This is a genomic window from Rhizobium sp. SG741 (assembly GCF_012275435.1).
Taxonomy (GTDB): domain Bacteria; phylum Pseudomonadota; class Alphaproteobacteria; order Rhizobiales; family Rhizobiaceae; genus Rhizobium; species Rhizobium lusitanum.
Genome location: NZ_JAAZQP010000007.1, coordinates 234,008 through 255,109 on the forward strand (window position 1 = coordinate 234,008; position 21,102 = coordinate 255,109).

Annotated in this window: 20 protein-coding genes; 15 read left to right on the forward strand and 5 right to left on the reverse strand. The window is 61.9% G+C overall.

Annotated features, from left to right (window positions below):
• The first annotated feature begins 14 nt into the window (after nt 1-14).
• From FHT29_RS19580 to FHT29_RS19600, 5 genes are read left to right on the forward strand one after another with little or no spacing between them, the layout of a single operon-like run.
• A complete protein-coding gene (locus tag FHT29_RS19580; RefSeq protein WP_168600049.1) occupies nt 15-1,622 on the forward strand; it encodes a carboxyl transferase domain-containing protein in 1,608 nt (535 codons plus the stop codon).
• A 10-nt stretch (nt 1,623-1,632) separates the two neighbouring features.
• Nucleotides 1,633-2,016 (forward strand): RidA family protein, encoded by a 384-nt coding sequence (locus FHT29_RS19585; RefSeq protein ID WP_047559598.1) that lies wholly within the window; start codon nt 1,633-1,635, stop codon nt 2,014-2,016.
• A 9-nt stretch (nt 2,017-2,025) separates the two neighbouring features.
• Nucleotides 2,026-4,014, forward strand: a complete 1,989-nt coding sequence (locus FHT29_RS19590) for an acetyl/propionyl/methylcrotonyl-CoA carboxylase subunit alpha (RefSeq protein ID WP_168600050.1) — start codon at nt 2,026-2,028, stop codon at nt 4,012-4,014.
• Entirely contained in the window at nt 4,011-4,880 is an 870-nt protein-coding gene (locus FHT29_RS19595) for a hydroxymethylglutaryl-CoA lyase (RefSeq protein WP_037193609.1), read from the forward strand. The genes FHT29_RS19590 and FHT29_RS19595 overlap by 4 nt, the downstream gene beginning before the upstream one ends.
• Nucleotides 4,877-5,665 carry a crotonase/enoyl-CoA hydratase family protein gene (locus FHT29_RS19600; RefSeq protein ID WP_168600051.1) on the forward strand — a complete coding sequence of 263 codons (789 nt, stop codon included), beginning with the start codon at nt 4,877-4,879 and terminating at the stop codon, nt 5,663-5,665. The genes FHT29_RS19595 and FHT29_RS19600 overlap by 4 nt, the downstream gene beginning before the upstream one ends.
• On the opposite strand, the gene FHT29_RS19605 is transcribed toward FHT29_RS19600, so the two are convergent.
• Nucleotides 5,662-7,032, reverse strand: coding sequence for a TIGR03808 family TAT-translocated repetitive protein (locus FHT29_RS19605; RefSeq protein ID WP_168600052.1), 1,371 nt, complete (start codon nt 7,030-7,032; stop codon nt 5,662-5,664). The genes FHT29_RS19600 and FHT29_RS19605 overlap by 4 nt on opposite strands.
• A 242-nt stretch (nt 7,033-7,274) precedes the next feature.
• On the opposite strand from FHT29_RS19605, the gene FHT29_RS19610 reads away from it, so the two are divergent.
• From FHT29_RS19610 to FHT29_RS19625, 4 genes are all read left to right on the forward strand, one after another.
• Complete coding sequence (locus FHT29_RS19610) at nt 7,275-8,021, forward strand: carbon-nitrogen hydrolase family protein (RefSeq protein WP_246703057.1); 747 nt, start codon at nt 7,275-7,277, stop codon at nt 8,019-8,021.
• Nucleotides 8,022-8,049: 28 nt separating this feature from the next.
• Nucleotides 8,050-9,060 (forward strand): ligase-associated DNA damage response exonuclease, encoded by a 1,011-nt coding sequence (locus tag FHT29_RS19615; protein WP_047559617.1) that lies wholly within the window; start codon nt 8,050-8,052, stop codon nt 9,058-9,060.
• Nucleotides 9,060-10,697: a cisplatin damage response ATP-dependent DNA ligase gene (locus tag FHT29_RS19620; protein WP_168600054.1), complete on the forward strand. Its 1,638-nt coding sequence runs from the start codon at nt 9,060-9,062 to the stop codon at nt 10,695-10,697. The genes FHT29_RS19615 and FHT29_RS19620 overlap by 1 nt, the downstream gene beginning before the upstream one ends.
• An 89-nt stretch (nt 10,698-10,786) precedes the next feature.
• A complete protein-coding gene (locus FHT29_RS19625) occupies nt 10,787-11,773 on the forward strand; it encodes an alpha/beta fold hydrolase (protein ID WP_037193622.1) in 987 nt (328 codons plus the stop codon).
• A gap of 109 nt (nt 11,774-11,882) precedes the next feature.
• Here FHT29_RS19625 and scpA read toward each other — a convergent pair whose 3' ends face one another.
• Together scpA and FHT29_RS19635 are read right to left on the reverse strand one after the other, a co-directional pair.
• The gene (scpA, locus tag FHT29_RS19630) at nt 11,883-14,015 is read right to left on the reverse strand and encodes a methylmalonyl-CoA mutase (protein WP_168600055.1); all 2,133 of its coding nucleotides are present in this window, start codon (nt 14,013-14,015) and stop codon (nt 11,883-11,885) included.
• A gap of 67 nt (nt 14,016-14,082) precedes the next feature.
• Entirely contained in the window at nt 14,083-15,435 is a 1,353-nt protein-coding gene (locus FHT29_RS19635; protein ID WP_168600056.1) for a methylmalonyl-CoA mutase family protein, read from the reverse strand.
• 156 nt (nt 15,436-15,591) lie between these two features.
• On the opposite strand from FHT29_RS19635, the gene FHT29_RS19640 reads away from it, so the two are divergent.
• Complete coding sequence (locus FHT29_RS19640; RefSeq protein WP_047559630.1) at nt 15,592-16,398, forward strand: L,D-transpeptidase; 807 nt, start codon at nt 15,592-15,594, stop codon at nt 16,396-16,398.
• Between the two features lie 159 nt (nt 16,399-16,557).
• Complete coding sequence (locus tag FHT29_RS19645) at nt 16,558-17,289, forward strand: L,D-transpeptidase (protein WP_047559784.1); 732 nt, start codon at nt 16,558-16,560, stop codon at nt 17,287-17,289.
• A gap of 103 nt (nt 17,290-17,392) precedes the next feature.
• Here the strand turns inward: FHT29_RS19645 and FHT29_RS19650 are convergent, their stop codons facing one another.
• Nucleotides 17,393-17,857, reverse strand: a complete 465-nt coding sequence (locus FHT29_RS19650) for a MarR family transcriptional regulator (protein ID WP_047559633.1) — start codon at nt 17,855-17,857, stop codon at nt 17,393-17,395.
• Between the two features lie 133 nt (nt 17,858-17,990).
• Here FHT29_RS19650 and FHT29_RS19655 point away from each other — a divergent pair, with 133 nt between their 5' ends.
• From FHT29_RS19655 to FHT29_RS19665, 3 genes are all read left to right on the forward strand, one after another.
• Nucleotides 17,991-18,413 carry an organic hydroperoxide resistance protein gene (locus FHT29_RS19655; protein ID WP_037193636.1) on the forward strand — a complete coding sequence of 141 codons (423 nt, stop codon included), beginning with the start codon at nt 17,991-17,993 and terminating at the stop codon, nt 18,411-18,413.
• A 127-nt stretch (nt 18,414-18,540) separates the two neighbouring features.
• Nucleotides 18,541-18,924, forward strand: a complete 384-nt coding sequence (locus tag FHT29_RS19660; RefSeq protein ID WP_047559787.1) for an MbcA/ParS/Xre antitoxin family protein — start codon at nt 18,541-18,543, stop codon at nt 18,922-18,924.
• Nucleotides 18,884-19,636 carry an RES family NAD+ phosphorylase gene (locus FHT29_RS19665; protein WP_168600057.1) on the forward strand — a complete coding sequence of 251 codons (753 nt, stop codon included), beginning with the start codon at nt 18,884-18,886 and terminating at the stop codon, nt 19,634-19,636. The genes FHT29_RS19660 and FHT29_RS19665 overlap by 41 nt, the downstream gene beginning before the upstream one ends.
• Before the next feature lie 4 nt (nt 19,637-19,640).
• Here the strand turns inward: FHT29_RS19665 and FHT29_RS19670 are convergent, their stop codons facing one another.
• On the reverse strand, nt 19,641-20,087 hold the full coding sequence (locus FHT29_RS19670; protein ID WP_168600058.1) for a MarR family transcriptional regulator: 447 nt from the start codon (nt 20,085-20,087) through the stop codon (nt 19,641-19,643).
• 73 nt (nt 20,088-20,160) lie between these two features.
• Here FHT29_RS19670 and FHT29_RS19675 point away from each other — a divergent pair, with 73 nt between their 5' ends.
• Complete coding sequence (locus FHT29_RS19675; protein ID WP_168597084.1) at nt 20,161-20,883, forward strand: thioredoxin family protein; 723 nt, start codon at nt 20,161-20,163, stop codon at nt 20,881-20,883.
• Nucleotides 20,884-21,102: the final 219 nt, after the last annotated feature.

Sequence of the window (21,102 nt, forward strand, 5' to 3'; positions counted from 1 at the left end):
AACGGTGAAGCCGCATGACCGTCCTGAAATCAGAGATATCGATGCATACGGATCGTTTCAGGGACAATCGCGTCGCCATGCTGGAGGCGATCGGCGTGGCGGACGCTGCAGCCCTGCAGGCGGCGGAAGGCGGCGGTGCGCAGGCACGAGAGCGTCATGTCAGCCGCGGCAAGATGCTGCCGCGCGACCGGGTGATGGGACTGATCGATCCCGCAACACCGTTTCTGGAGATCGGCACGACGGCAGCCCATGGCCTCTATGGCGGCGACGCGCCGGGCGCCGGGCTCATTGCCGGCATCGGTCGTGTTTCCGGCCGCGATTGCATGATCGTCTGCAACGACGCCACGGTCAAAGGCGGCACCTACTATCCGGTCACCGTGAAGAAGCATCTGCGGGCGCAGGAGATCGCGGCGGAAAACAATCTGCCCTGCCTCTATCTGGTCGATTCCGGCGGGGCCAATCTGCCGAACCAGGATGAGGTCTTTCCGGACCGCGATCATTTCGGCCGCATCTTTTACAATCAGGCCAATATGTCGGCGGCCGGCATTCCGCAGATCGCAGTGGTCATGGGCTCCTGCACCGCAGGCGGCGCCTATGTACCTGCCATGTCCGATGAGGCCATCATCGTCGAAGGGCAGGGGACGATCTTTCTCGCCGGCCCGCCGCTGGTGAAGGCGGCGACCGGCGAAGTGGTTTCGGCCGAAGATCTCGGCGGCGGTGATGTCCACACGCGTCTTTCCGGCGTTGCCGACCATCTGGCGCGCGACGACGCGCATGCGCTTGCCCTGGCGCGGCAGGCGGTCGCCAATCTCAATCGCCGCAAGCCCATGACGGTCGAACTGTGCGCGCCCGAGCCGCCGCTTTACGATCCGGAAGAAATCCTCGGCATCGTCCCCTCCGATCCGCGCACGCCCTATGACGTGCGCGAGGTGATCGCCCGCATCGTCGACGGTTCGCGCTTCGATGAGTTCAAGGCCCGCTATGGTGCGACGCTGGTCTGCGGCTTTGCCCATGTCCACGGCATTCCCGTCGGCATTATCGCCAACAATGGCGTGCTGTTTTCGGAATCGGCGCTGAAGGGCGCCCATTTCGTCGAGCTTTGCTCGCAGCGCAAGATCCCACTGGTCTTCCTGCAGAACATCACCGGCTTCATGGTCGGCAGAAAGTACGAGACGGAGGGCATCGCCAAGAACGGCGCCAAGCTGGTGACGGCGGTAGCGACGACGAAAGTGCCGAAGATCACCATGCTGATCGGCGGCTCTTTCGGCGCCGGCAATTATGGCATGGCCGGCCGCGCCTATTCGCCGCGCTTCCTCTGGACCTGGCCCAACAGCCGCATCTCAGTGATGGGCGGCGAGCAGGCGGCCGGTGTGCTTGCAACGGTGCGCGGCGAGGCGCTGGCCCGTGCCGGCAAGCCCTGGACGAAGGAGGAAGAGGCCGCCTTCAAGGCGCCGACGCTCAAGATGTTCGAGATCCAGAGCCACCCGCTCTATGCCTCGGCCCGGCTTTGGGACGATGGCATCATCGACCCGCGCAAGAGCCGCGACGTACTGGCTCTATCGCTTTCGGCCGCGCTCAATGCGCCGATCGAAGACACACGCTTTGGCCTGTTCAGAATGTGAGGAGATTGAGATGAAACGCGATACCATCAATGCCAAGAATGCGCCGCAGCCGCGCGGCGGCTATGCCCAGGCGGTAAAGCTCGAGAATTTCGAGAAACTGCTGTTCATCAGCGGCCAGATTCCGACGACCGCCGACGATGCGCTTCCCGAGGGATTCCAGGCCCAGGCCCGCCAGGTCTGGCTTAATATCGATGCCCAGTTGAAAGCGGCCGGCATGGGCAAGGCCGATATCGTCAAGGTGACGACCTTTCTTGCCGATCGTCACCACACGATGGAGAACCGCGAGATCCGCAGCGAATATCTGGGTTCGCTCACGCCGGCCATGACGGTGGTGATTGCCGGTATTTTCGATACGGCCTGGCTTCTCGAAGTCGAGGTCATCGCCGCGCAATAGGGTCCGCTGATGTTTTCGAAGATACTGATCGCCAATCGCGGAGAAATCGCCTGCCGGATCATCCGGACGGCAAGACGCCTGGGCGTTCGCACGGTCGCCGTCTATTCGGATGCGGATATCGGCGCGATGCATGTGGCGCTGGCCGATGAAGCCATCCATATCGGCGCGGCCGCCGCCGGCGAAAGCTATCTTTCGAAGGAGAAGATCATCGCGGCCGCCGGGCGGGCCAACGCGGAAGCCATTCACCCCGGCTATGGCTTCCTGTCGGAAAATGCCGATTTTGCCGAGGCGGTCGAGAAGGCCGGACTGGTCTTCATCGGCCCTTCGCCGGGCTCGATCCGCGCCATGGGCCTCAAGGATGCGGCCAAGGCGCTGATGGAGCGGGCCGGCGTGCCCGTCGTGCCCGGTTATCACGGCGAGAGGCAGGAGCCGGGCTTCCTGATCGAGCAGGCTGGTAGCATCGGCTTTCCCGTGTTGATCAAGGCACGGGCGGGCGGCGGCGGCAAGGGCATGCGCCGTGTCGATCGGCCTGACGATTTTCCGGCCGCGCTGGAAGCTGCAAAGCGCGAGGCGAAATCGGCCTTCGGCGATGATGCCGTGCTGATCGAAAAATATCTCATCCAGCCTCGCCACATCGAAATCCAGGTTTTCGGCGATAGCCAGGGCAATGTCGTGCATCTCTTCGAGCGCGATTGCTCGCTGCAGCGCCGGCACCAGAAGGTGATCGAGGAGGCGCCGGCGCCCGGCATGACGCAGGAGATGCGCAGCGCCATGGGCGAGGCGGCGGTACGGGCGGCACGGGCCATTGACTATCGCGGTGCCGGCACAGTCGAGTTCATCGCCGATGTGTCCAACGGCCTGTCGCCGGATCACTTCTTCTTCATGGAGATGAATACCCGTCTGCAGGTCGAACACCCCGTCACCGAGGCGATTGCCGGCGTCGATCTGGTGGAATGGCAGTTAAGGATTGCCGGTGGCGAGCCTTTACCGAAGACGCAGGCCGAACTTGCGATAAACGGTTGGGCCTTCGAAGCGCGGATCTACGCAGAGGATCCATCGCGCGGCTTCCTGCCGGCAACCGGCACGCTGTCGCATCTGAGGTTTCCCGATGGCGATGTCCGCATCGATGCGGGCGTGCGCGAGGGGGATAGCATCACGCCGCACTACGATCCGCTGATCGCCAAGCTGACGGTTCACGCGCCGGATCGCCAGGCAGCACTTGCCAGGCTGACGCGGGCTTTGGAGCAGACGCAGGTGGCGGGAGCCACCACCAATCTCGATTTCCTCATTCGCCTCAGCCGCCAGCCGGATTTCTGCGCCGGCCGTCCGGATACGGGGCTGATCGACCGGGAAGCGGAGACCCTGACATCGGCGCAACAGCCTGACGATGCGGCGCTCGCTATTGCAGCCATTGTCGAGGCAGGCGGCTTTGCCCGGCTCGATGGAAGTGATCCCTGGCATGCGCTCGGCGCCTGGCAGCTCTGGGGCGAAATGAGCCGGCCCGTGACGCTGCATTTCGGCAGCGAGCAGACGAATTGCCGCGTGATCGCAAAAGGCGGGCAGCTTTTCAGCGTCGCCTTCGATGACCGCACCATTCCGGTCCGCCTCATGGCAGATGGCAATGGTGTCCGTCGCGTCGAGATCGACGGCCGGCAGTCGAGCGTCGATATCTTCGAGGCATCGCATGGCATGACGCTGTTCCTCGACGGGCGCACGCATCATTTCCATCGGCTCGATCCGCTGGACGGCGGCGAAGAGGCGACCGCCGGCGGCGATCGACTGATCGCCCCGATGCCGGGCCTCGTCAAGATCGTCCGCGTCCGCGAGGGCGAGGCGGTGGCCAAGGGGCAGGCGCTGATCATCATGGAGGCCATGAAAATGGAATTGACGCTGACGGCTATGCGCGATGGCGTCGTGGAGAGCCTGCATGTCGGCGAGGGCGATCAGACCAGTGAGAGCGCCGTCCTTCTGTTGCTCCGCCCGGAGGATATGGCATGATTGAAGAGCCCTCCGACCATGTCACGATCGTCGAGATGGCTCCGCGTGACGGTCTGCAGAACGAAAAGCAACCCATCGATACGGCAAGAAAGATCGAGCTGGTGAACCTGCTCTCCGATTGCGGTTTCGAGCGCATCGAGGTCACCAGCTTCGTCAGCCCGAAATGGGTGCCGCAGCTTGCCGACGCCGCCACCGTAATGGCCGGGATAGAGCGTAGACCAGGTGTGCGCTATGCGGCGCTGACGCCGAACATGCAGGGTTTCGAGGCGGCACTTGCGGCCGGTGCCGACGAAGTGGCGATCTTTGCATCTGCTTCAGAAACATTCTCCATGCGCAATATCAATTGCTCCATAGCCGAGAGCATCGAGCGCTTCCGGCCGGTGGCGGCCGCGAGCCGCGATCACGGCCTTCCTCTGCGCGGCTATGTCAGCTGCGTCGTCGAATGCCCTTATGAAGGCCCGGTATCGCCGGAGAAGGTTGCCGATGTTGCCTGGCAATTGCGGGCGCTCGGCTGCTATGAAATCAGCCTCGGCGATACGATCGGCAAGGGAACGCCGGAGGCCGTCGACAGAATGCTCGCGGCGGTTCTGGCCGAACTTCCCGTCGCAGCACTCGCCGGCCATTTTCACGATACGTCCGGGCGCGCGCTCGACAATATCGCTGTTGCCCTGGAGCGCGGCTTGCGGGTGTTCGATGCCGCCGCCGGCGGCCTCGGCGGCTGCCCCTTCGCACCTGGCGCAAAAGGCAATGTCGATACGGTGGCCGTGCATGACTATCTGGTTTCGCGCGGCTTCCGGACCGGCCTTGACGAAGAGAAGCTCGGCCGAGCCGCTGCCTTCGCGCGAAGCCTGAGGAGTGCCGCATGATATCGAAAACGATCCATGTCCTTGTCGATGAGCGTGGTGTCGCCCAGCTGACGCTGGCGCGCCCGGAAAAGCACAATGCCCTGTCGGCAGAGATGATCGATGACTTGACCGCTGCAATCCATGATCTCGGCCACGACAAAACTGTCCGCGTCGTCGTGCTTGCAGGCGAGGGGGAAAGCTTTTGCGCTGGCGGCGATCTCGGTTGGATGCGCGCCCAATTCGACGCAACGCGCGCCGGGCGCATGGTTGAGGCTCGCCGGCTTGCCATGCTTTTCAAGGCATTGAACGAATTGCCCAAGCCGCTGGTCGCGCGTGTCCACGGTAATGCCTTCGGTGGTGGCATCGGCATCCTCAGCGTGTGTGACTTGGTGATTGCCGCGTCCACGGCACGCTTCGGTCTGACGGAGGTCCGCCTCGGCATCATCCCCGCCACCATAAGCCCCTATGTCGTGGCCCGCATCGGCGAGGCGAATGCCCGTCCGCTCTTCCTCTCGGGCAAGATCATCGATGCCTGGCAAGCGCATGCCGCCGGCCTGCTTTCCCGTGTCGTCCCCGAGGAGGCGCTGGACGAGGCCGTCGAAGCGGAAGTCCGCCATTTCCTTGCCGCGTCTCCGCAAGCTGCAGCCCGCGCCAAGGCGCTGGCTCGCTCGGTCGGCAGGCCGATTACCGATGGCATGATCGATCACGTTGTCGAGCAATTGGCGGATGCGTGGGAGAGCGAGGAGGCAAAGGAGGGCGTTGCCGCCTTCTTCGAAAAGCGACCGCCGAACTGGCGAGAGGCCTAGACGACCCTGTTACGTTCGATAGTCAGTTGCGGGAACTCGCCGTTTCCCGCCGCCAGATCGCCGGAAGCTGGCTTGTCCCAGCGAAAACCCATGATCGCGCCTTTCTCCATCTCCTGGAAGAGATTGTCTGAGATGAGCGCCGAGCCGGCGCCATCCGCTACCGATACGACGCAGCCGATGCCGGCATGGCGGATAATGTTGCCCGTCGCGACGACGTTGCGGAGATAAGGCCCCCAGCCGAGTTTCAGGCCCCAAAGCGGGGCGTTTTCGATGACGTTATCGGCAATCAGCGTGTCGGCCTCGGCCGATATCCCGATGCCGAAACCGCTTTCCTGAGTGTAAGGCGCCGTTAGCGACAGGTTGCGGACAATATTGCCCGTCACGGTGGCGAGCCGACCGCCTTTGTCGAAATTGGCGACGGCAATGCCGTTTGCCGCGCCGTCGATCAGGTTGTTGTTGATGACGGCGCCTTGGAATTCGAATTCGCAGAAGATTGCCGTCTCGCCGGAGCGCAGGCATTGATTGACCGATATCTGGACGTTCGATGCCGAATTGGCGCGGATCGCAGTGAAGGCGCAATCGGCAATGCGGTTGCCGGAAACCAGAACATCATCGGCCCGAAAGACGTTGATGCCGTTGCCGTTCTGGCCGGTGCCGCCGCCATTGGCGCCGATGCGGGCTATGCGGTTGTCAGTGACGCTGCTGCCGTCCTCGGCCTTCTCCCAGCGATGGATGAGGATGCCGCCATTGCCGCAATCCTCGACGCTATTGCCTGTGACCGTCAATCCGGCCGATTGGACGGAGTAGATGCCGGCCTCGGCGGCGCCGGAGATGCGGCTGCGCTCGATCCGGCCGCCGCAGCGCTCCAGTTGCAGCGCATGCTTGCGGCTGCCGGCAATCAAGCAATTGTCGATCAGCACCTCGTCGACGCCGGTGAATTGCAGGAGACCACCGGCATAGTCGGCAAGCCAGCGATTGCCGCCATCGAAGACGATGCCGGAAAGCTCGACGCGCCTGGCCTTATCGGCGTTCATCAGGTGGCCGTCGCCGCCATAGACGAGGCGCGTGGCGCCGGGCACGCCGGTTATGCGAGTATTATCAGGCAGCGTCAGGTTCGAGACGGTGTAGTTGCCCGGCGGTAGGAGGAGAGGCACGTTGTTGCGCGCGGCACTGTCGATCATCGCCTGCAGCTTGCCGCTCTTGATGTCGCTCGTGCCCGGCGTCGCCTTGTAGGCGATGGCGTCGATCGGGCCGCGCAGCGCGGCGCCGTTCATCCCGGCAAGCGGCGCAGCAAAAAGGCGGGGCGCAAACAGGCCGGCGGCGGCAGAAGCCGCCACAGAGGCGATGAAGGCGCGGCGCTGGATCATTGCGGACTCCCGAAATAGCACTCATCAAGCAGAAATCGTGCCACGCGCATCTGTCCCGTTTTGGCACGCATGCGACGCCGAATCTGTGACTTGGACGCTTTCCTCCTGGGCGTCGGGCCGCACGCTTATCGTTTCGTTTACCGATCCGGCTCGGACGATGGCTGGAATTCGATCGGTTCGCGCTGTGGGCGAATCGCGGCGCATGCTAGCTGTGCCACATGCGGATCGCAGCCTTTCAACGTATGGCACTCTTCGACGCCGTCGATCGGACGACGGAGGTGCTGGCGCGCGATGTGGCATGGGCGGAAGCACAAGGCATCGACCTCGCCCTTTTTCCCGAATGCTACCTTCAGGGACACAGCTACAACAAGGCGATTGCCAGGCGGCGCGCCCTCTCTCTCGATGATCCCGCCCTGAATACCTTGATTGGTCGCTGCGCATCGGCAAGGACGACCGCGGTCATCGGGCTTTTCGAGCGGCGAGGGGAGGCGATCTACAACAGCGCGATCGTCGTCAAGGCAGGTCATATAATCGGGGTCTATGCCAAGGCGCATCCCCTTGAGAGCGGCTGCACGCCGGGAACGGATTTTCCTACCTGGGCATTGGACGATTGGCGCTTCGGCATCAATATCTGTGCCGACCTCAGATATCCCTACACGGCATCCCGGCTTGCCAGAAAGGGTGCCGGCCTCATCTGCAATCCTGTCAACCTGATGCTTCGCCCGCACAAGGCGGAGATGTGGCACAGGCCGGGCATATCAGGCCTGCAGACATGCGCCAAGCATTCAGGATGTTGGGTCATGGCGTCGGATGTCGTCGGCAGCAACGACGACGGCTGGCTCAGTTATGGCAGCTCAGCGATCGTCGATCCCAACGGCGTCGTCGTTGCGAAGGCGAAGCCGTATAGCGAGGATGTGCTGGTGTTCGATCTGCCCGATCGACAGCATGAAGGCAAATTCGATCAAAAAGCTGGTGTCATCGCTACATAATCGCGCAAATCACGCTATCCTTTCATCCATGAGACCAGAACAACTGCTTTATCCAGCGCCCGAGGGATTGTTCTGTCCGATCGGCGGCTTCTATATCGACCCCGTGCAGCCGGTCGAACGGGCGCTCGTCACGCATGGCCATTCCGACCATGCCCGCTCCGGCCATACCCATGTGCTCGCCACACGCCAGACCCTGGATATCATGCGTATTCGTTACGGCACCGGCTTTGCCGGCTCGGAACAGGCGGTCGGCTTTGGCGAGGAGGTGACGATCAACGAGGTTAAGGTGCGGTTCCATCCGGCGGGTCATGTTCTCGGCTCGGCGCAGATCGCGGTGGAGAAGGATGGGCTGCGGATCGTCGTCTCCGGAGACTACAAGCGCCGGCCGGATCCGACCTGCGCCGCCTATGTACCCGTTCCCTGCGATGTCTTCATCACCGAGGCTACCTTTGGGCTGCCGGTGTTCCACCATCCCGACCCGATGGAAGAGACGCAGAAGTTTCTGGCTTCCCTTCGCCAATTCCCGGAGCGGACCCATCTGATCGGCGCCTATGCGCTTGGCAAGGCGCAGCGCGTCATCCGGCTGCTGCGTGATGCCGGCTACGACGAGCCGATCTATATTCACGGCGCGCTCGAGACCCTGTGCGATTACTACATCAGTCAGGGCATTGTGCTCGGCGAGTTGCGGCCGGCAACGGTCGAGAGCCGCGATCAGTCGATCTTCCAGGGCGCCGTGGTCGTCGGCCCGCCATCGGCATTTTCCGATCGCTGGGCAAGGCGGTTTCATGATCCGCTGCCGGCCTTTGCCTCCGGCTGGATGCTGGTGCGCCAGCGTGCCAAGCAGCTCGGCGTCGAGCTGCCGCTCGTCATCTCAGATCATTGCGATTGGCCGGAGCTGACGGAGACGATTTCCGAATTGAAGCCGGGCGAGGTCTGGGTCACCCACGGACGCGAGGAAGCACTCGTCCGCTGGTGCGAGCTGCAGGGTATTGCGGCGAAGCCTTTGCATCTCATCGGCTATGAAGACGAGGGCGATTGATGAAAGCCTTTGCCGATCTTCTCGACCGCCTGGTGCTGACGCCGAGCCGCAACGGCAAGCTGAAGCTGTTGACCGATTATTTCCGCGACACGCCGGACCCCGATCGCGGCTATGGTCTCGCCGCCATCGCCGGCACGCTCGAGGTTCGCAACGTCAAGCCCGCGATGCTGCGCGAACTCGTGCTGGAGCGCATGGACGACGTGCTGTTCCGCTATTCCTACGACTATGTCGGCGATCTCGCCGAGACCATATCGCTGGTCTGGGACAAGGAAAGCGACATCGTGCGCCCGGCCGGCGAGCAGCCCAGGCTCGGCGAGGTCGTCCGCGGCATGAATGCGCTTGGCCGTACCGAGGTGCGCAGCTTCGTTCGAGACCTGCTTGATCGGCTGGATACCTCGGGCCGCTTCGCCTTCCTGAAGCTCGCCACCGGCGCCTTGCGCATCGGGGTATCGGCCCGGCTCGCCAAGCAGGCACTGGCAGAGCTCAGCGGCAGGGACGTGACCGAAATCGAAACCCTGTGGCATGGTCTGCAGCCACCCTATGAGAGCCTGTTCCGCTGGCTTGAAGGGCGGGCAGAGCGGCCGGTGCTGGCGACGCCGGCGATCTTCCATTCCGTCATGCTCGCCAATCCGGTCGAGCCAGGCGATCTCGATGGGCTAGATCCTAAGGATTTCGCAGCCGAGTGGAAATGGGACGGCATCCGCGTCCAGCTTTCGCGTGCCGGGTCCATGAGCAAGCTCTATTCCCGCTCCGGCGACGATATCTCCGGCGCCTTTCCCGACATCGTCGATGCGATGAGCTTCGAAGGCGTCATGGATGGCGAGCTGCTGATCGGCGGCACGGTGCGCTCCAACAACCCGACGCGCAGCTTTTCAGACCTGCAGCAGCGCCTTAACCGCAAGACGGCCACGCCGAAGATGCTGGAGGAATATCCTGCCTTCATCCGCGCCTACGATCTGCTGTTCGACGGCGAGGAGGATGTGCGCGGCCGCAGCTTTCTCGATCGGCGCGAACGGCTGGCTGAGATCGTCGAGGCGGCACCCCATGACCGCTTCGATCTTTCGCCCCTTGTCGAGTTCACCTCCTGGGAGGAACTGGAGTGGCTGCGCGCCTCGCCGCCCGATCCGGTGATCGAAGGCGTGATGATCAAGCGCCGGGACAGCGCCTATCTTGCCGGACGGGCCAAAGGCCCTTGGTTCAAATGGAAGCGCGACCCCTACAATGTCGATGCCGTGCTGATGTACGCGCAGCGCGGTCATGGCAAGCGTTCAAGCTATTATTCCGACTTCACCTTCGGCGTCTGGTCGATGACGCCGGAGGGCGAGCAGCTGGTGCCCGTCGGCAAAGCCTATTTCGGTTTCACCGATGCCGAGCTCGAAGTGCTCGACAAATTCGTTCGCAACAATACGGTCGATCGCTTCGGTCCGGTGCGGGCGGTGCGCGCCGATCGCGATTTCGGCTTCGTTCTCGAAGTCGCCTTCGAGGGGATAAACCGCTCCACCCGTCATAAATCCGGTGTTGCGATGCGTTTTCCCCGCATTGCCAGGCTTCGGCCGGACAAGCCGCCCTATGAGGCGGATCGGCTAGAAAGTTTGATCGCACTGATTGACGCGAAGGCTCCCGCTGTTGATGAATAGGTGAGGGCGATTCCCCACCACAATGTGAGTTGGCCCTGCCTTTCAACCCGTGCAATTTTGAACTGCGCCGGGATAATTGGACAGAGCCTATGACCATGTCTGACGACAACACATTCCGTCCCAATCGCCGCGGCGTTCTTGCCGGCCTCGCCGCCGCGCTTTTCGCTCCCAACATCGTTAGGGCTGCCGATGACAGCACGGCCGGACCTAAGCCTGCCGATGGCAAGAGCGCCGTCGCAAAGAATGAGGAAAAGGCAGCGGATGCGCCGCCGCTGCTGTCGGGCGATTATGCCAAGGAGCGCCACCTGTTCCGCACGGATCTGCTGAGCAAGGGGCCTGCTCCTGACATATACGAACCGCTGGTGACGCCGTCGACCGCCGACCAGCTTTTCTATCGTAGCGGCGTCGGCAGCGAGTTGGAGCTCGTCGCCTGGGTTTCCCGCTACACGCGAACGGCCAAGCCGAAACCGGCCGTGCTTTTCCTGCATGGCGGCAACGCGATCGGCCAGGGTCATTGGCAGCTGATGAAGCCTTATATCGAGGCTGGCTACGTCGTCATGATCCCTTCGATGCGGGGTGAAAACGGCCAGAAGGGCAATTTCTCCGGGTTTTATGACGAGGTTTCGGATGTGCTGGCCGCTTCCAACCGGCTGCGGCATCTGCCCGGCGTCGACCCGCATCGCATGTTCCTGGCTGGACATAGCGTGGGGGGTACGCTGACAATGCTCGTTGCCATGTCGACCAGGCGCTTCCGCGCGGCCGCGCCGATATCAGGCAATCCGGATGCTTATGCCTTCTTCAGCCGTTATCCGCAGGATATCCGCTTCAATACCAAGAACCCGCGCGAATATCAGATGCGCTCGCCGCTCTGCTATGCGCACAACTTCAAATGCCCGATGAAGCTGTTTCACGGCACTGAGGAGGCTCATTTCGACTCTCGGCTCGCTCTGCTCGCCAAGCGGGCGACGGCGGGCGGCGTGAAGATGGACATGGAAACCATGCCGGGCAGCCACAATTCCGCGCTGCCGGGCGAGATCGAGCAAAGCATCCGGTTCTTCGAGAGCGTGGCCGCCTAACAGTAATTCCAGGAAAAATGCACAGCGGTTTTCCGTCCGGAATTGCCTCAGAGCAACGCGTAGAGCGGTTCGGCGAGTTCGTGAAACGCTGCACCGCACTATGTATCGGCTATGCCATCAGTCTTTCGATCAGTGCCGCCGCCGCTTCCGCGATCACCGTTCCGGGCGGGAAGATCGCGTCCGCGCCGGCGGCCTCCAGCGCTGCAAAATCCTGGGGCGGGATGACGCCGCCGACGGCGATCAGGATATTGCCGGCATGGCGGCGGGCGAGCGCTTCCTTCAGCTCCGGCACCAGCGTCAAGTGGCCTGCAGCCAGTGATGATGCGCCGAGGATATCAACACCTTCACGGACGGCGACATCGGCCACTTCCTCCGGTGTCTGGAACATCGCGCCGACGATGACATCGAAGCCGAGATCGGCAAACGCTGTTGCGATGACCTTCTGGCCGCGATCGTGACCGTCCTGGCCCATCTTGGCGATGAGGATGCGGGGTTTCTCGCCACGCGCCTTGCGGAAGGCTTCGACCTTGGCGACGGCCTTGTTGAATGCTGGGTCGGCATCGCCGACTTCCTGGCGATAGACGCCCGAAATGGTCCTGATCTTGGCAACGTGCCGGCCATAGGCCTTTTCCAGCGCCAGCGAAATTTCGCCAACCGTCGCTCTCGCCCGCGCCGCCTTGACCGCGAAGTCGAGCAGATTGCCGGTGCCGTTGCGCGCGGCGTCTGCCAGAGCATCCAAGGCGGTTTCCACCGCAGCCGTCTCGCGCGTGCCCTTCAATTGCTGCAATTTCGAGAGCTGCCGGGCGCGCACCTCGGAATTGTCCACCTTGAGCACGTCGACTTCGATGTCCTTTTCCGGCCTTGAAAAATTGATGCCGACGAGGATCTGATGGCCGCTGTCGATGCGTGCCTGCGTGCGTGCGGCCGCCTCTTCGATCCTGAGCTTCGGAATGCCCTTCTCGATCGCCTTCGCCATGCCGCCGAGCGCCTCGACCTCCTCGATATGGGCAAGGGCGCGGGCTGCAAGATCATGGGTCAGCCGCTCGACATAGGCCGAGCCGCCCCAGGGGTCGATGATGCCTGATGTGCCGGACTCCTTCTGCAGCAGGATCTGCGTGTTGCGGGCGATGCGGGCCGAATGATCGGTCGGCAGCGCCAGCGCCTCGTCGAAGGAATTGGTGTGGAGCGACTGCGTATGCCCCTGCGTCGCCGCCATGGCCTCGACCATGGTGCGGATGATGTTGTTCATCGGATCCTGCGCCGTCAACGACCAGCCGGAGGTCTGGCTGTGCGTCCTGAGCGCCAGGGATTTCTGGTCCTTCGGCGCGAAATTCTTCTGCATCAGCGCGGCCCAGATCAGGCGGCCGGCGCGCATCTTGGCGACTTCCATGAAGAAGTTCATGCCGACTGCCCAGAAGAAGGAGAGGCGGGGGGCGAAGCTGTCTATGTCCAGTCCGGCAGCGACCCCGGCCCGTGCATATTCTATGCCGTCGGCGATCGTATAGGCGAGCTCCAGATCCGCGCTCGCACCGGCCTCCTGCATGTGGTAGCCGGAGATAGAGATGGAGTTGAACTTCGGCATGCGCTGGCTGGTGTAGCTGAAAATATCCGAAACGATCCGCATCGAAGGCTGCGGCGGATAGATATAGGTGTTTCGGACCATGAACTCCTTGAGGATATCGTTCTGGATCGTGCCGGAAAGCTTGTCCTCGGAAACGCCCTGTTCCTCCGCCGCGACGATATAGAGCGCCATGATGGGCAGCACGGCGCCGTTCATAGTCATGGACACGCTCATCTCGTCGAGCGGTATACCGTCAAAGAGCTGGCGCATGTCGAGGATGGAATCGATCGCGACGCCTGCCATGCCGACGTCGCCCGCCACGCGCGGATGATCGCTGTCATAGCCGCGATGGGTGGCGAGATCGAAGGCGACGGAGAGGCCTTTCTGTCCGGCGGCAAGATTGCGGCGATAGAAGGCGTTGGATTCCTCGGCGGTGGAAAAGCCCGCATACTGCCTGATGGTCCAGGGCTGCTGGACATACATGGTCGGATAGGGCCCGCGCAGGAAAGGGGCGGCGCCCGGATGGGTATCGAGGAAATGCAAGCCGGCGAGGTCGCTCTCACCGTAGCTGCGCTTGACGGCGATCCCTTCCGGCGTGTCCCAGGCCGGCGCGCTTGTCGTGCGTGTCTTGGCTTGCGGCTTTGCCCAGGGGATATTGGCGAAATCGGGAATCAGGGTCATGCGGCCGGTACCTCCGCGAATGCCGAGCCTGCGTTACGCCCAGCTGCGACGAATTCGATGATCGTTCTCATGCCCCCAATCCTTCATCCAGCCGTATCGGCGTCAGCCCCATCCCGCCAACGAGCGGACCCAGCGGCCCCAAGACCGCAACCGGCCGGTCCGCCTTCATCGCAAACAATGTGGTTCCGACAATCGGCTTGGCGATGCGGCTTGCGCGCGCCTCGGCAACCATCGCCGCCAGCCGGCCGCTGGCGATGACGTTCGCCAATCCGCCGTCGCGTTCGATGCCGGTAAAGATCTCCCATGCCTTTTCGGCAAGAGCGTCCGTCAGCGCCTCGATGCCGCCGGCGCCGGCGGCGGGATCGGCGACATGGTCGAGATGGCTTTCGGCGATCAGAATCGTCTGCGTATTGCGCGCCAGGCGCCGCGCCAGCGGATCGGGGATGCCATGCGTCAGGCTGTGCGGCAGCACGGCGATTTCGTCGGCGCCGCCGGTGCCCGCCGCAAAGACCGCGATCGTATTGCGCAGAATGTTGGTCTCCGGATCTAGCGTCGTGAGCATGCGATAGCTCGTTTCCATGAAGATATGCGCGGGCTGCGGATCGGAGGCGCCGCAGGCCTCGGCGATGCGGCTGAAGATCAATCGCGCGGCACGGACCTTGGCCATGGTCGTGAATTGGTTCTGGTCGGCTGAAAGGCAGAGGCTCGTTGCGGCCAGAACGGCCTCCGGTGAAAGTCCCACCTCATCCAGCGACCGCAGATGGCCTGCGAGGCTTGCGGCCATGACCGCCAGCTCCTGCGCCTCGGTTCCGCCGGCATTGTGGACTGAGCGGCCGTCTGCATTGACGGTGGTGCCGGGCAGCTTCTGTTCGGACAAACGGCGAATGTCCCTTGCTGTCTCGGCCTGTTTGTCGCCCATCGAGAAAGCGTCAAGGCCAAGATGCAGCGCCGCGGGCGGTTTTTCTCCGAAGGCAGCGATCAGAGTCTTCGCGGTGTCGGGAGTGAAGCCATCGAGGCGCAGCGAGACATTCTTGCCCGACATCACCGTGACAAGCCGGTTGGCGAGCGCCTCCCTCTCCGTGTCGATTCCGGTGCCGAAGCCTGAGACCGAGGTTTTGGAGACGAGTAAAATCCCGCTTGCACCGTTGGCAAGATCGTCATCGAGCTGTTGCAGGGCACGATCCATGTCGGGATCGTCCAGTCGCTGGGTGACTGTCCAGGGGAGATCGGCTCGTCCGCGCGATAGCGGCGCGCAATCGCGGCGGCGCTCGTAGAGTGGTTCGATCGCGATGCCGTCATCGGTTTGCGAGACCAGCGTTTCCTGAAAATCCTTACCCTTCAGCGCCCGTTCCACCAGCTTGAGCCATGTCTTGCGATCGGCTCCAGCGAAGATGTTCGGGTCGAGACTGTCGATATTCATGCCATCCTCCGTCCCGCAATGGTCTAGCCCATGATGTCGCGGGGGAAAACAGGAGTTTGGCCAATCCGTGCAATATCTTCGCCCGTGACGCCAGCCTCGCTCCAGCCGCGCCGGTCATCATGCCGCCGACCCGACGTGTGTTCCAACTGGTTTCCGATGATGGCCGATCTGCTGCCCGTTTCCCGCCACCTGCTTGCCGCTAGCGCTTTGGCGACATTGTCCGCTTGCAGCGTCATTCCCGATACCGGTGCGACCGATCCTGATCGGTTCGTGCAGGAAACGTCACCGGTCTTCTATCGGCCCGAAGGCATCGATCCGCAGAAGGTGCGGCGCCTGCCGGTGCAGCCCGTGCCGCAATCGCGCGATCTCTTCCGCACGCAATTCCATCAGACCTATGGTCTGCCGACCTTCAATCCGGTGCATCAGGCCATGTATGCGCAGCGAGACGAGGACGATTTCACGCTGCCGGCGATCCCCTACAAGCGCATCGATCCACGCTTCCTGCGGCAGGAGGTGGACTACACGACCAACGAGCGGCCCGGTACGATCGTCGTCGATACCAGAAGCCACTATCTCTATTTCATCGAGCCGGGCGGCAAGGCGATGCGCTATGGCGTAGGCCTCGGTGCGGCAGGTTACGCCTGGCATGGCAGGGGCGTCATTCAGTCGAAGCAGAAATGGCCGCGCTGGACGCCGCCCGCCGAAATGGTTGCCCGCGAACCGCAGATGAGGCCGCTTTCGGCCGAGCGCGGCGGCATGAATCCGGGGCCGACCAATCCGCTCGGCGCGCGTGCGCTCTACATCTATCAGAATGGCAAGGACACGCTTTACCGTGTCCATGGCACGCCGGATTGGCAGTCGATCGGCAAGGCAGCATCCTCCGGCTGCGTGCGCATGCTCAACCAGGATGTGATGGATTTATATAACCGCGTGCCCGACAAAGCGGAAATCGTCGTTTTGTAGCGGTAATTTACCACAAATTTTCGTGATGTTGCATAAGTGCGATAGCCGTGCTCGGCTGCGCTCTTTAGTTTTGCTCCTGTCTCTGCGAACCTCGGGGCAGCCGAATCAGCTTTTTGTTGCGGGTTCTTGCTTCCCTTCAATAGGAACGATGCTGTCGACATGAGCCTGCCTTCATCCTTTTCCCGACGTAATTTCCTCGCCCTTGCTGGCATCGGTGCCGTCTCGACGCTCGCCGGCTGTGCCTCCACCATCGACAACGGCCCTGTCGTCAGCCCGGTGCAATATACCGGCGCGCCCAGGCCGTTCCGTACCTGGCTCTCCAGCTATGACGGTGAGCAACCGGATCCAGCCGTGATCTATGCGGCCATGGACGATAGCGGCTTCCATCTCCCGGCGATTCCCTATCAGCAGATCGATCCGCGCTTTTATCGCCAGCGCGTCGTCGATCCCACAGGCGAAGCGCCGGGCAGTGTAATCGTCAATACCACCCAGCGCATGCTCTACGTCACCGAGCAGGGCGGCACGGCGATGCGCTACGGCATCGGCGTCGGTCGCGAAGGCTTTGCCTGGCAGGGCCGCGGCGTCATTCAGTGGCGCAAGAAGTGGCCGCGTTGGAACCCGCCGGACGAAATGGTTGCCCGCCAGCCGGAGCTCGTCAAGTTCTCCATCGCCAATGGCGGCATGGATCCGGGCCTGAAGAACCCGCTCGGCGCGCGCGCTCTCTATATCTTCGAGGGCAAGCAGGATTCGCTTTATCGCCTGCACGGCAACCCGGACTGGCGCTCCATCGGCAAGGCCGTTTCTTCCGGCTGCGTCCGTCTGCTGAACCAGGACGTCATCGATCTCTATGATCGCGTGCCGGAACGCGCGCCGATCCTGGTGACGTCTTAACGTCGGGTTATTGTCGCAACAGGGACGCCACGAATGCGGGCGTCCTTCCTCGCCCATCTATCCTACCGAACGGGCGGGCGAGATGACCTAAGGCAGCCGCCGCTCACTCGGCCGTCAGATTGGTCTTCAATTGCTGTAGCCGGTCGCGCAGATTGGCGATTTCAGTCATGTCGCAGCCGGTGGCCTCGCCGATGGCGTCCATGATGGTGCCGACCTGGCATTTCATACCGGTACCCTTCTCCGTCAGTGAAATGATCACCTGCCGCTCGTCCTTCGGGTCGCGCGTGCGGCTGATCAGGCCAGCCTGCTCCAATCGCTTCAACAGGGGCGACAGTGTGCCGGAATCAAGATCCAGCTTTTCGCCGATGGTCTTGACCGAAAGGCGACCCTTTTCCCACAGCACGAGCATGACGAGATATTGCGGATAGGTGAGGCCGACGCGATCGAGGATCGGCTTGTAAGCACGGTTGAAGGCATGTGCGGCGCTGTAGACGGCAAAACAAAGCTGCCTTTCAAGCCGCTTTTCTTCGTCGGGGATCATGCTTTGCCCATTTGGCTTGTCCGTCATTGCTGCTCCGCCATTTTTCTTGTTGGGTGCATTGTCACAAATTCACTTTGCAAAATCAAATTGCAAAAATATATATTGCGCACGATTAAATCGTGATATATAAAATCGACATCCAACCCGAAGGAGAGATGACATGCCTATTCTCTACACCACCAAAGCTTCCGCCACCGGTGGCCGCGCTGGCCGCGCTGTTTCCGAAAATGGCGTCCTCGACGTCACGCTGACTGTGCCGAAGGAACTCGGCGGCGATGGCGCTACCGGCACCAATCCCGAGCAGCTCTTTGCGGCTGGCTATTCTGCCTGCTTCCTCGGCGCTTTGAAATTTGTGGCAGGCCAGCAGAAGGTCAAGATTCCGGAAGACGCCAAGGTGACCGCGACTGTCGGCATCGGCCCGCGCGCGGACGGCGGCGGCTTCGGCATCGAGGTGTCTCTGTCCGTCCACATTCCCGGCATGGACAAGGCCGAGGCTGAGAAGCTCGCCGCCGCCGCCCACATCGTCTGCCCTTATAGCCACGCCCTGCGCACGTCGACCGAAGTGCCGGTCACGGTCGCCTAAAACGAAATCCTCTCACGCGGCCGTGAGAGGCGGACAAATCAAAATTGGGAGCGGTGAGCTTTTTGCTTGCCGCTCCTTTTCTTTTGCAAGAAATATGCTATATATTTTCTCAGGAAAGGATAAGGCGATGGCAAAAGCTCAAATAGTAGGTCATTCGGCGCCTGGTGAGGCTGTCGTCATCACCAAGGCGGTTGTCAATGCCGCCGAGCGGCTGGGATTGAATGCGCGCATATTGGCTGCGGTGATCGGCGTTTCCGAGGCGACCGTCTCGCGCATGAAACGGCAGGATCACCTTCTGGAGCGTGACAGCAAGCCATTCGAACTTGCCGTGCTTTTCGTTCGTCTCTTTCGCTCGCTCGATGCCATTGTGGGCGGCGATGAGATGGTGGCGCGTCAATGGCTGCGCAACGGCAATCTCGCCCTTGGCGCCGCGCCGCAAGATAAGATCACCTCTATTTCTGGTTTGACCGATGTCCTTGCCTATCTGGACGCCCGCCGCGCTCTCATCTGAGGCGGGGGCAATTTCCGGCCGTTATTGGCGGCTGGTGGAATCGCAGCATCAGGTCTCGACGCTGAAACTGGTCGATACGCTGGAAGAGCAGGCGCTCCTCGAAAATCTTCTGGAAGAAAGCAAACCGGTCCTGCCGCCGGAATGTGCCGGGCTCGACTATCTGCTCGCCACGCCCTTTCGCTATGGCGCGATCTATCCGCACGGTTCCCGCTTCCGCCGTGCCGGCCGCACGCTCGGCGTTTTCTACGCCTCCGAACAGGTGGAGACGTCCCTAGCGGAAATGAGCTTCTATCGGCTGCTCTTCTTCCGCGATTCCCCGGATACCCCACTGCCCACCAATGCTGCGGAATATACTGCCTTTGCCGCGGCGATCGAGACGAAGGCGGCGATCGATCTGACAAGGCCGCCGTTGGATCGCGACCTGCGGCAATGGACCGATCCGGTCAATTACGAGGCATGTCAATCGCTTGCCGAGGCAGCGCGCGCAGGGGGCATCGAGGCGATCCTCTATCGCTCGGTCCGGGATCCGCAAGGCGGCAGAAACATAGCGCTTCTAACCGCCAAAGCCTTCGCGGCGCGCGAACCTGTGGAACGACAGACCTGGCGCATCAGGCTGTCGCGAGCCGGTGTTCAGGCGCTGTGCGAATTCCCCAGGCGCCGTATCGGCTTCGAACGGAGGGATTTTGGCAGCGATCCCCGTCTGGCGGGATAACGGCTCAGAGCAATGCCGCCAGGTCACTCCGCAACCGGTCGCCATTACCATCGGGCAGACGCTCTTCCAAGGCCGCATGCGTTGCCTTCCAGATCGGCACGGCGGCGGCGAGCATCGCCTTGCCTGATGGTGTGAGGGTGAGCAGGCGGGCGCGGCGATCCCTGGGATTGGGCACGATATTCACCCATCCGCGCCGCTCCAGCGGCTTTAAGGCTGCCGTCAACGTCGTCTGATCTATTGCAAGCAGTGTCGCGACAGGACCCATGGGCGCGGGCTCCGGCCTGTTCAAGGACATCATCAGGGAAAACTGCCCGTTGGTGAGCCCGAGCGGCCTCAGCGCCTCGTCGAAACGTCGCGCCAGAGCTCGCGCCGCACGCTGGACATGCAGGCAAAGGCAGGTGTCACGCACCAACAGGGTAGTTTCAAAGGGAATTTCGATCGCGTTTGACATGATTCATTAATATTGATATCAATATATTTGTCAAGATTTGGAACTGGAAAACGCCGGAGGAGGGCGCGGAACAATGAACCAGGTCGTTTCCCGAGACGTATGGCTGGAGGCCCGCCGTCAATTGCTTGCCAGCGAGAAGGAGGCAACGCATTTGCGCGATCGCGTCAATGCGGAGCGCATGGCTTTGCCCTGGGTGAAGGTAGAGAAAGACTATGTTTTCGATACGCCGACCGGCAGGAAATCGCTTGCCGATCTCTTCGATGGCCGCAGCCAGTTGATCGTCTATCACTTCATGCTCGGTCCGGATTGGGAGGCTGGATGCCCTGGCTGCTCTTTCCTCGCGGATCATCTCGATGGAACGCTTGTGCATCTCAACCATCATGACGTCACATTGGTCGTCGTTTCCCGTGCCCCGATCGACAAGGTGGAGGCCTACAAAAAACGGATGGGCTGGAACTTCCCCTGGGTATCGTCCTTCGCCAACGACTTCAACTTCGATTATCATGTCTCCTTCTCGAAGGAGCAGCTTGCCGGCGAGACGGTCTTCTACAATTTCACGCCCATGGATTCGGCTGAAGGCAATGACGAGCTGCCTGGTCTCAGCGCTTTCTACAAGGACGAGGTTGGTAATATTTTCCACACCTATTCAAGCTATGCCCGCGGCCCCGAAGAGTTGATCGGCACGCTGATGATTCTTGATCGCGCACCCAAGGGGCGCAACGAAAGCAGCACGATGAATTTCGTTCGTCGTCATGATGAATATGAGGATACCGCCAAGGCGCATTCCTGCCATTGAGACGCTACAGGACTGTGATATTTGATGATTCCGTGGGAGCAGGGGTCGAAATGTTGTGTTTTGTATTTAGGTAAGACCTAGCGCTTGCTTGCAGCGAAACAAACAGGTCGATTGATCGATTATCGTTCGGCCGTCACTTTCATCGGCGATGATGGCTCGCGCTGACAACCGGCTCAAATTGAGCTGGACGAATGCCACAAACGAATAGGGAGAGATTCG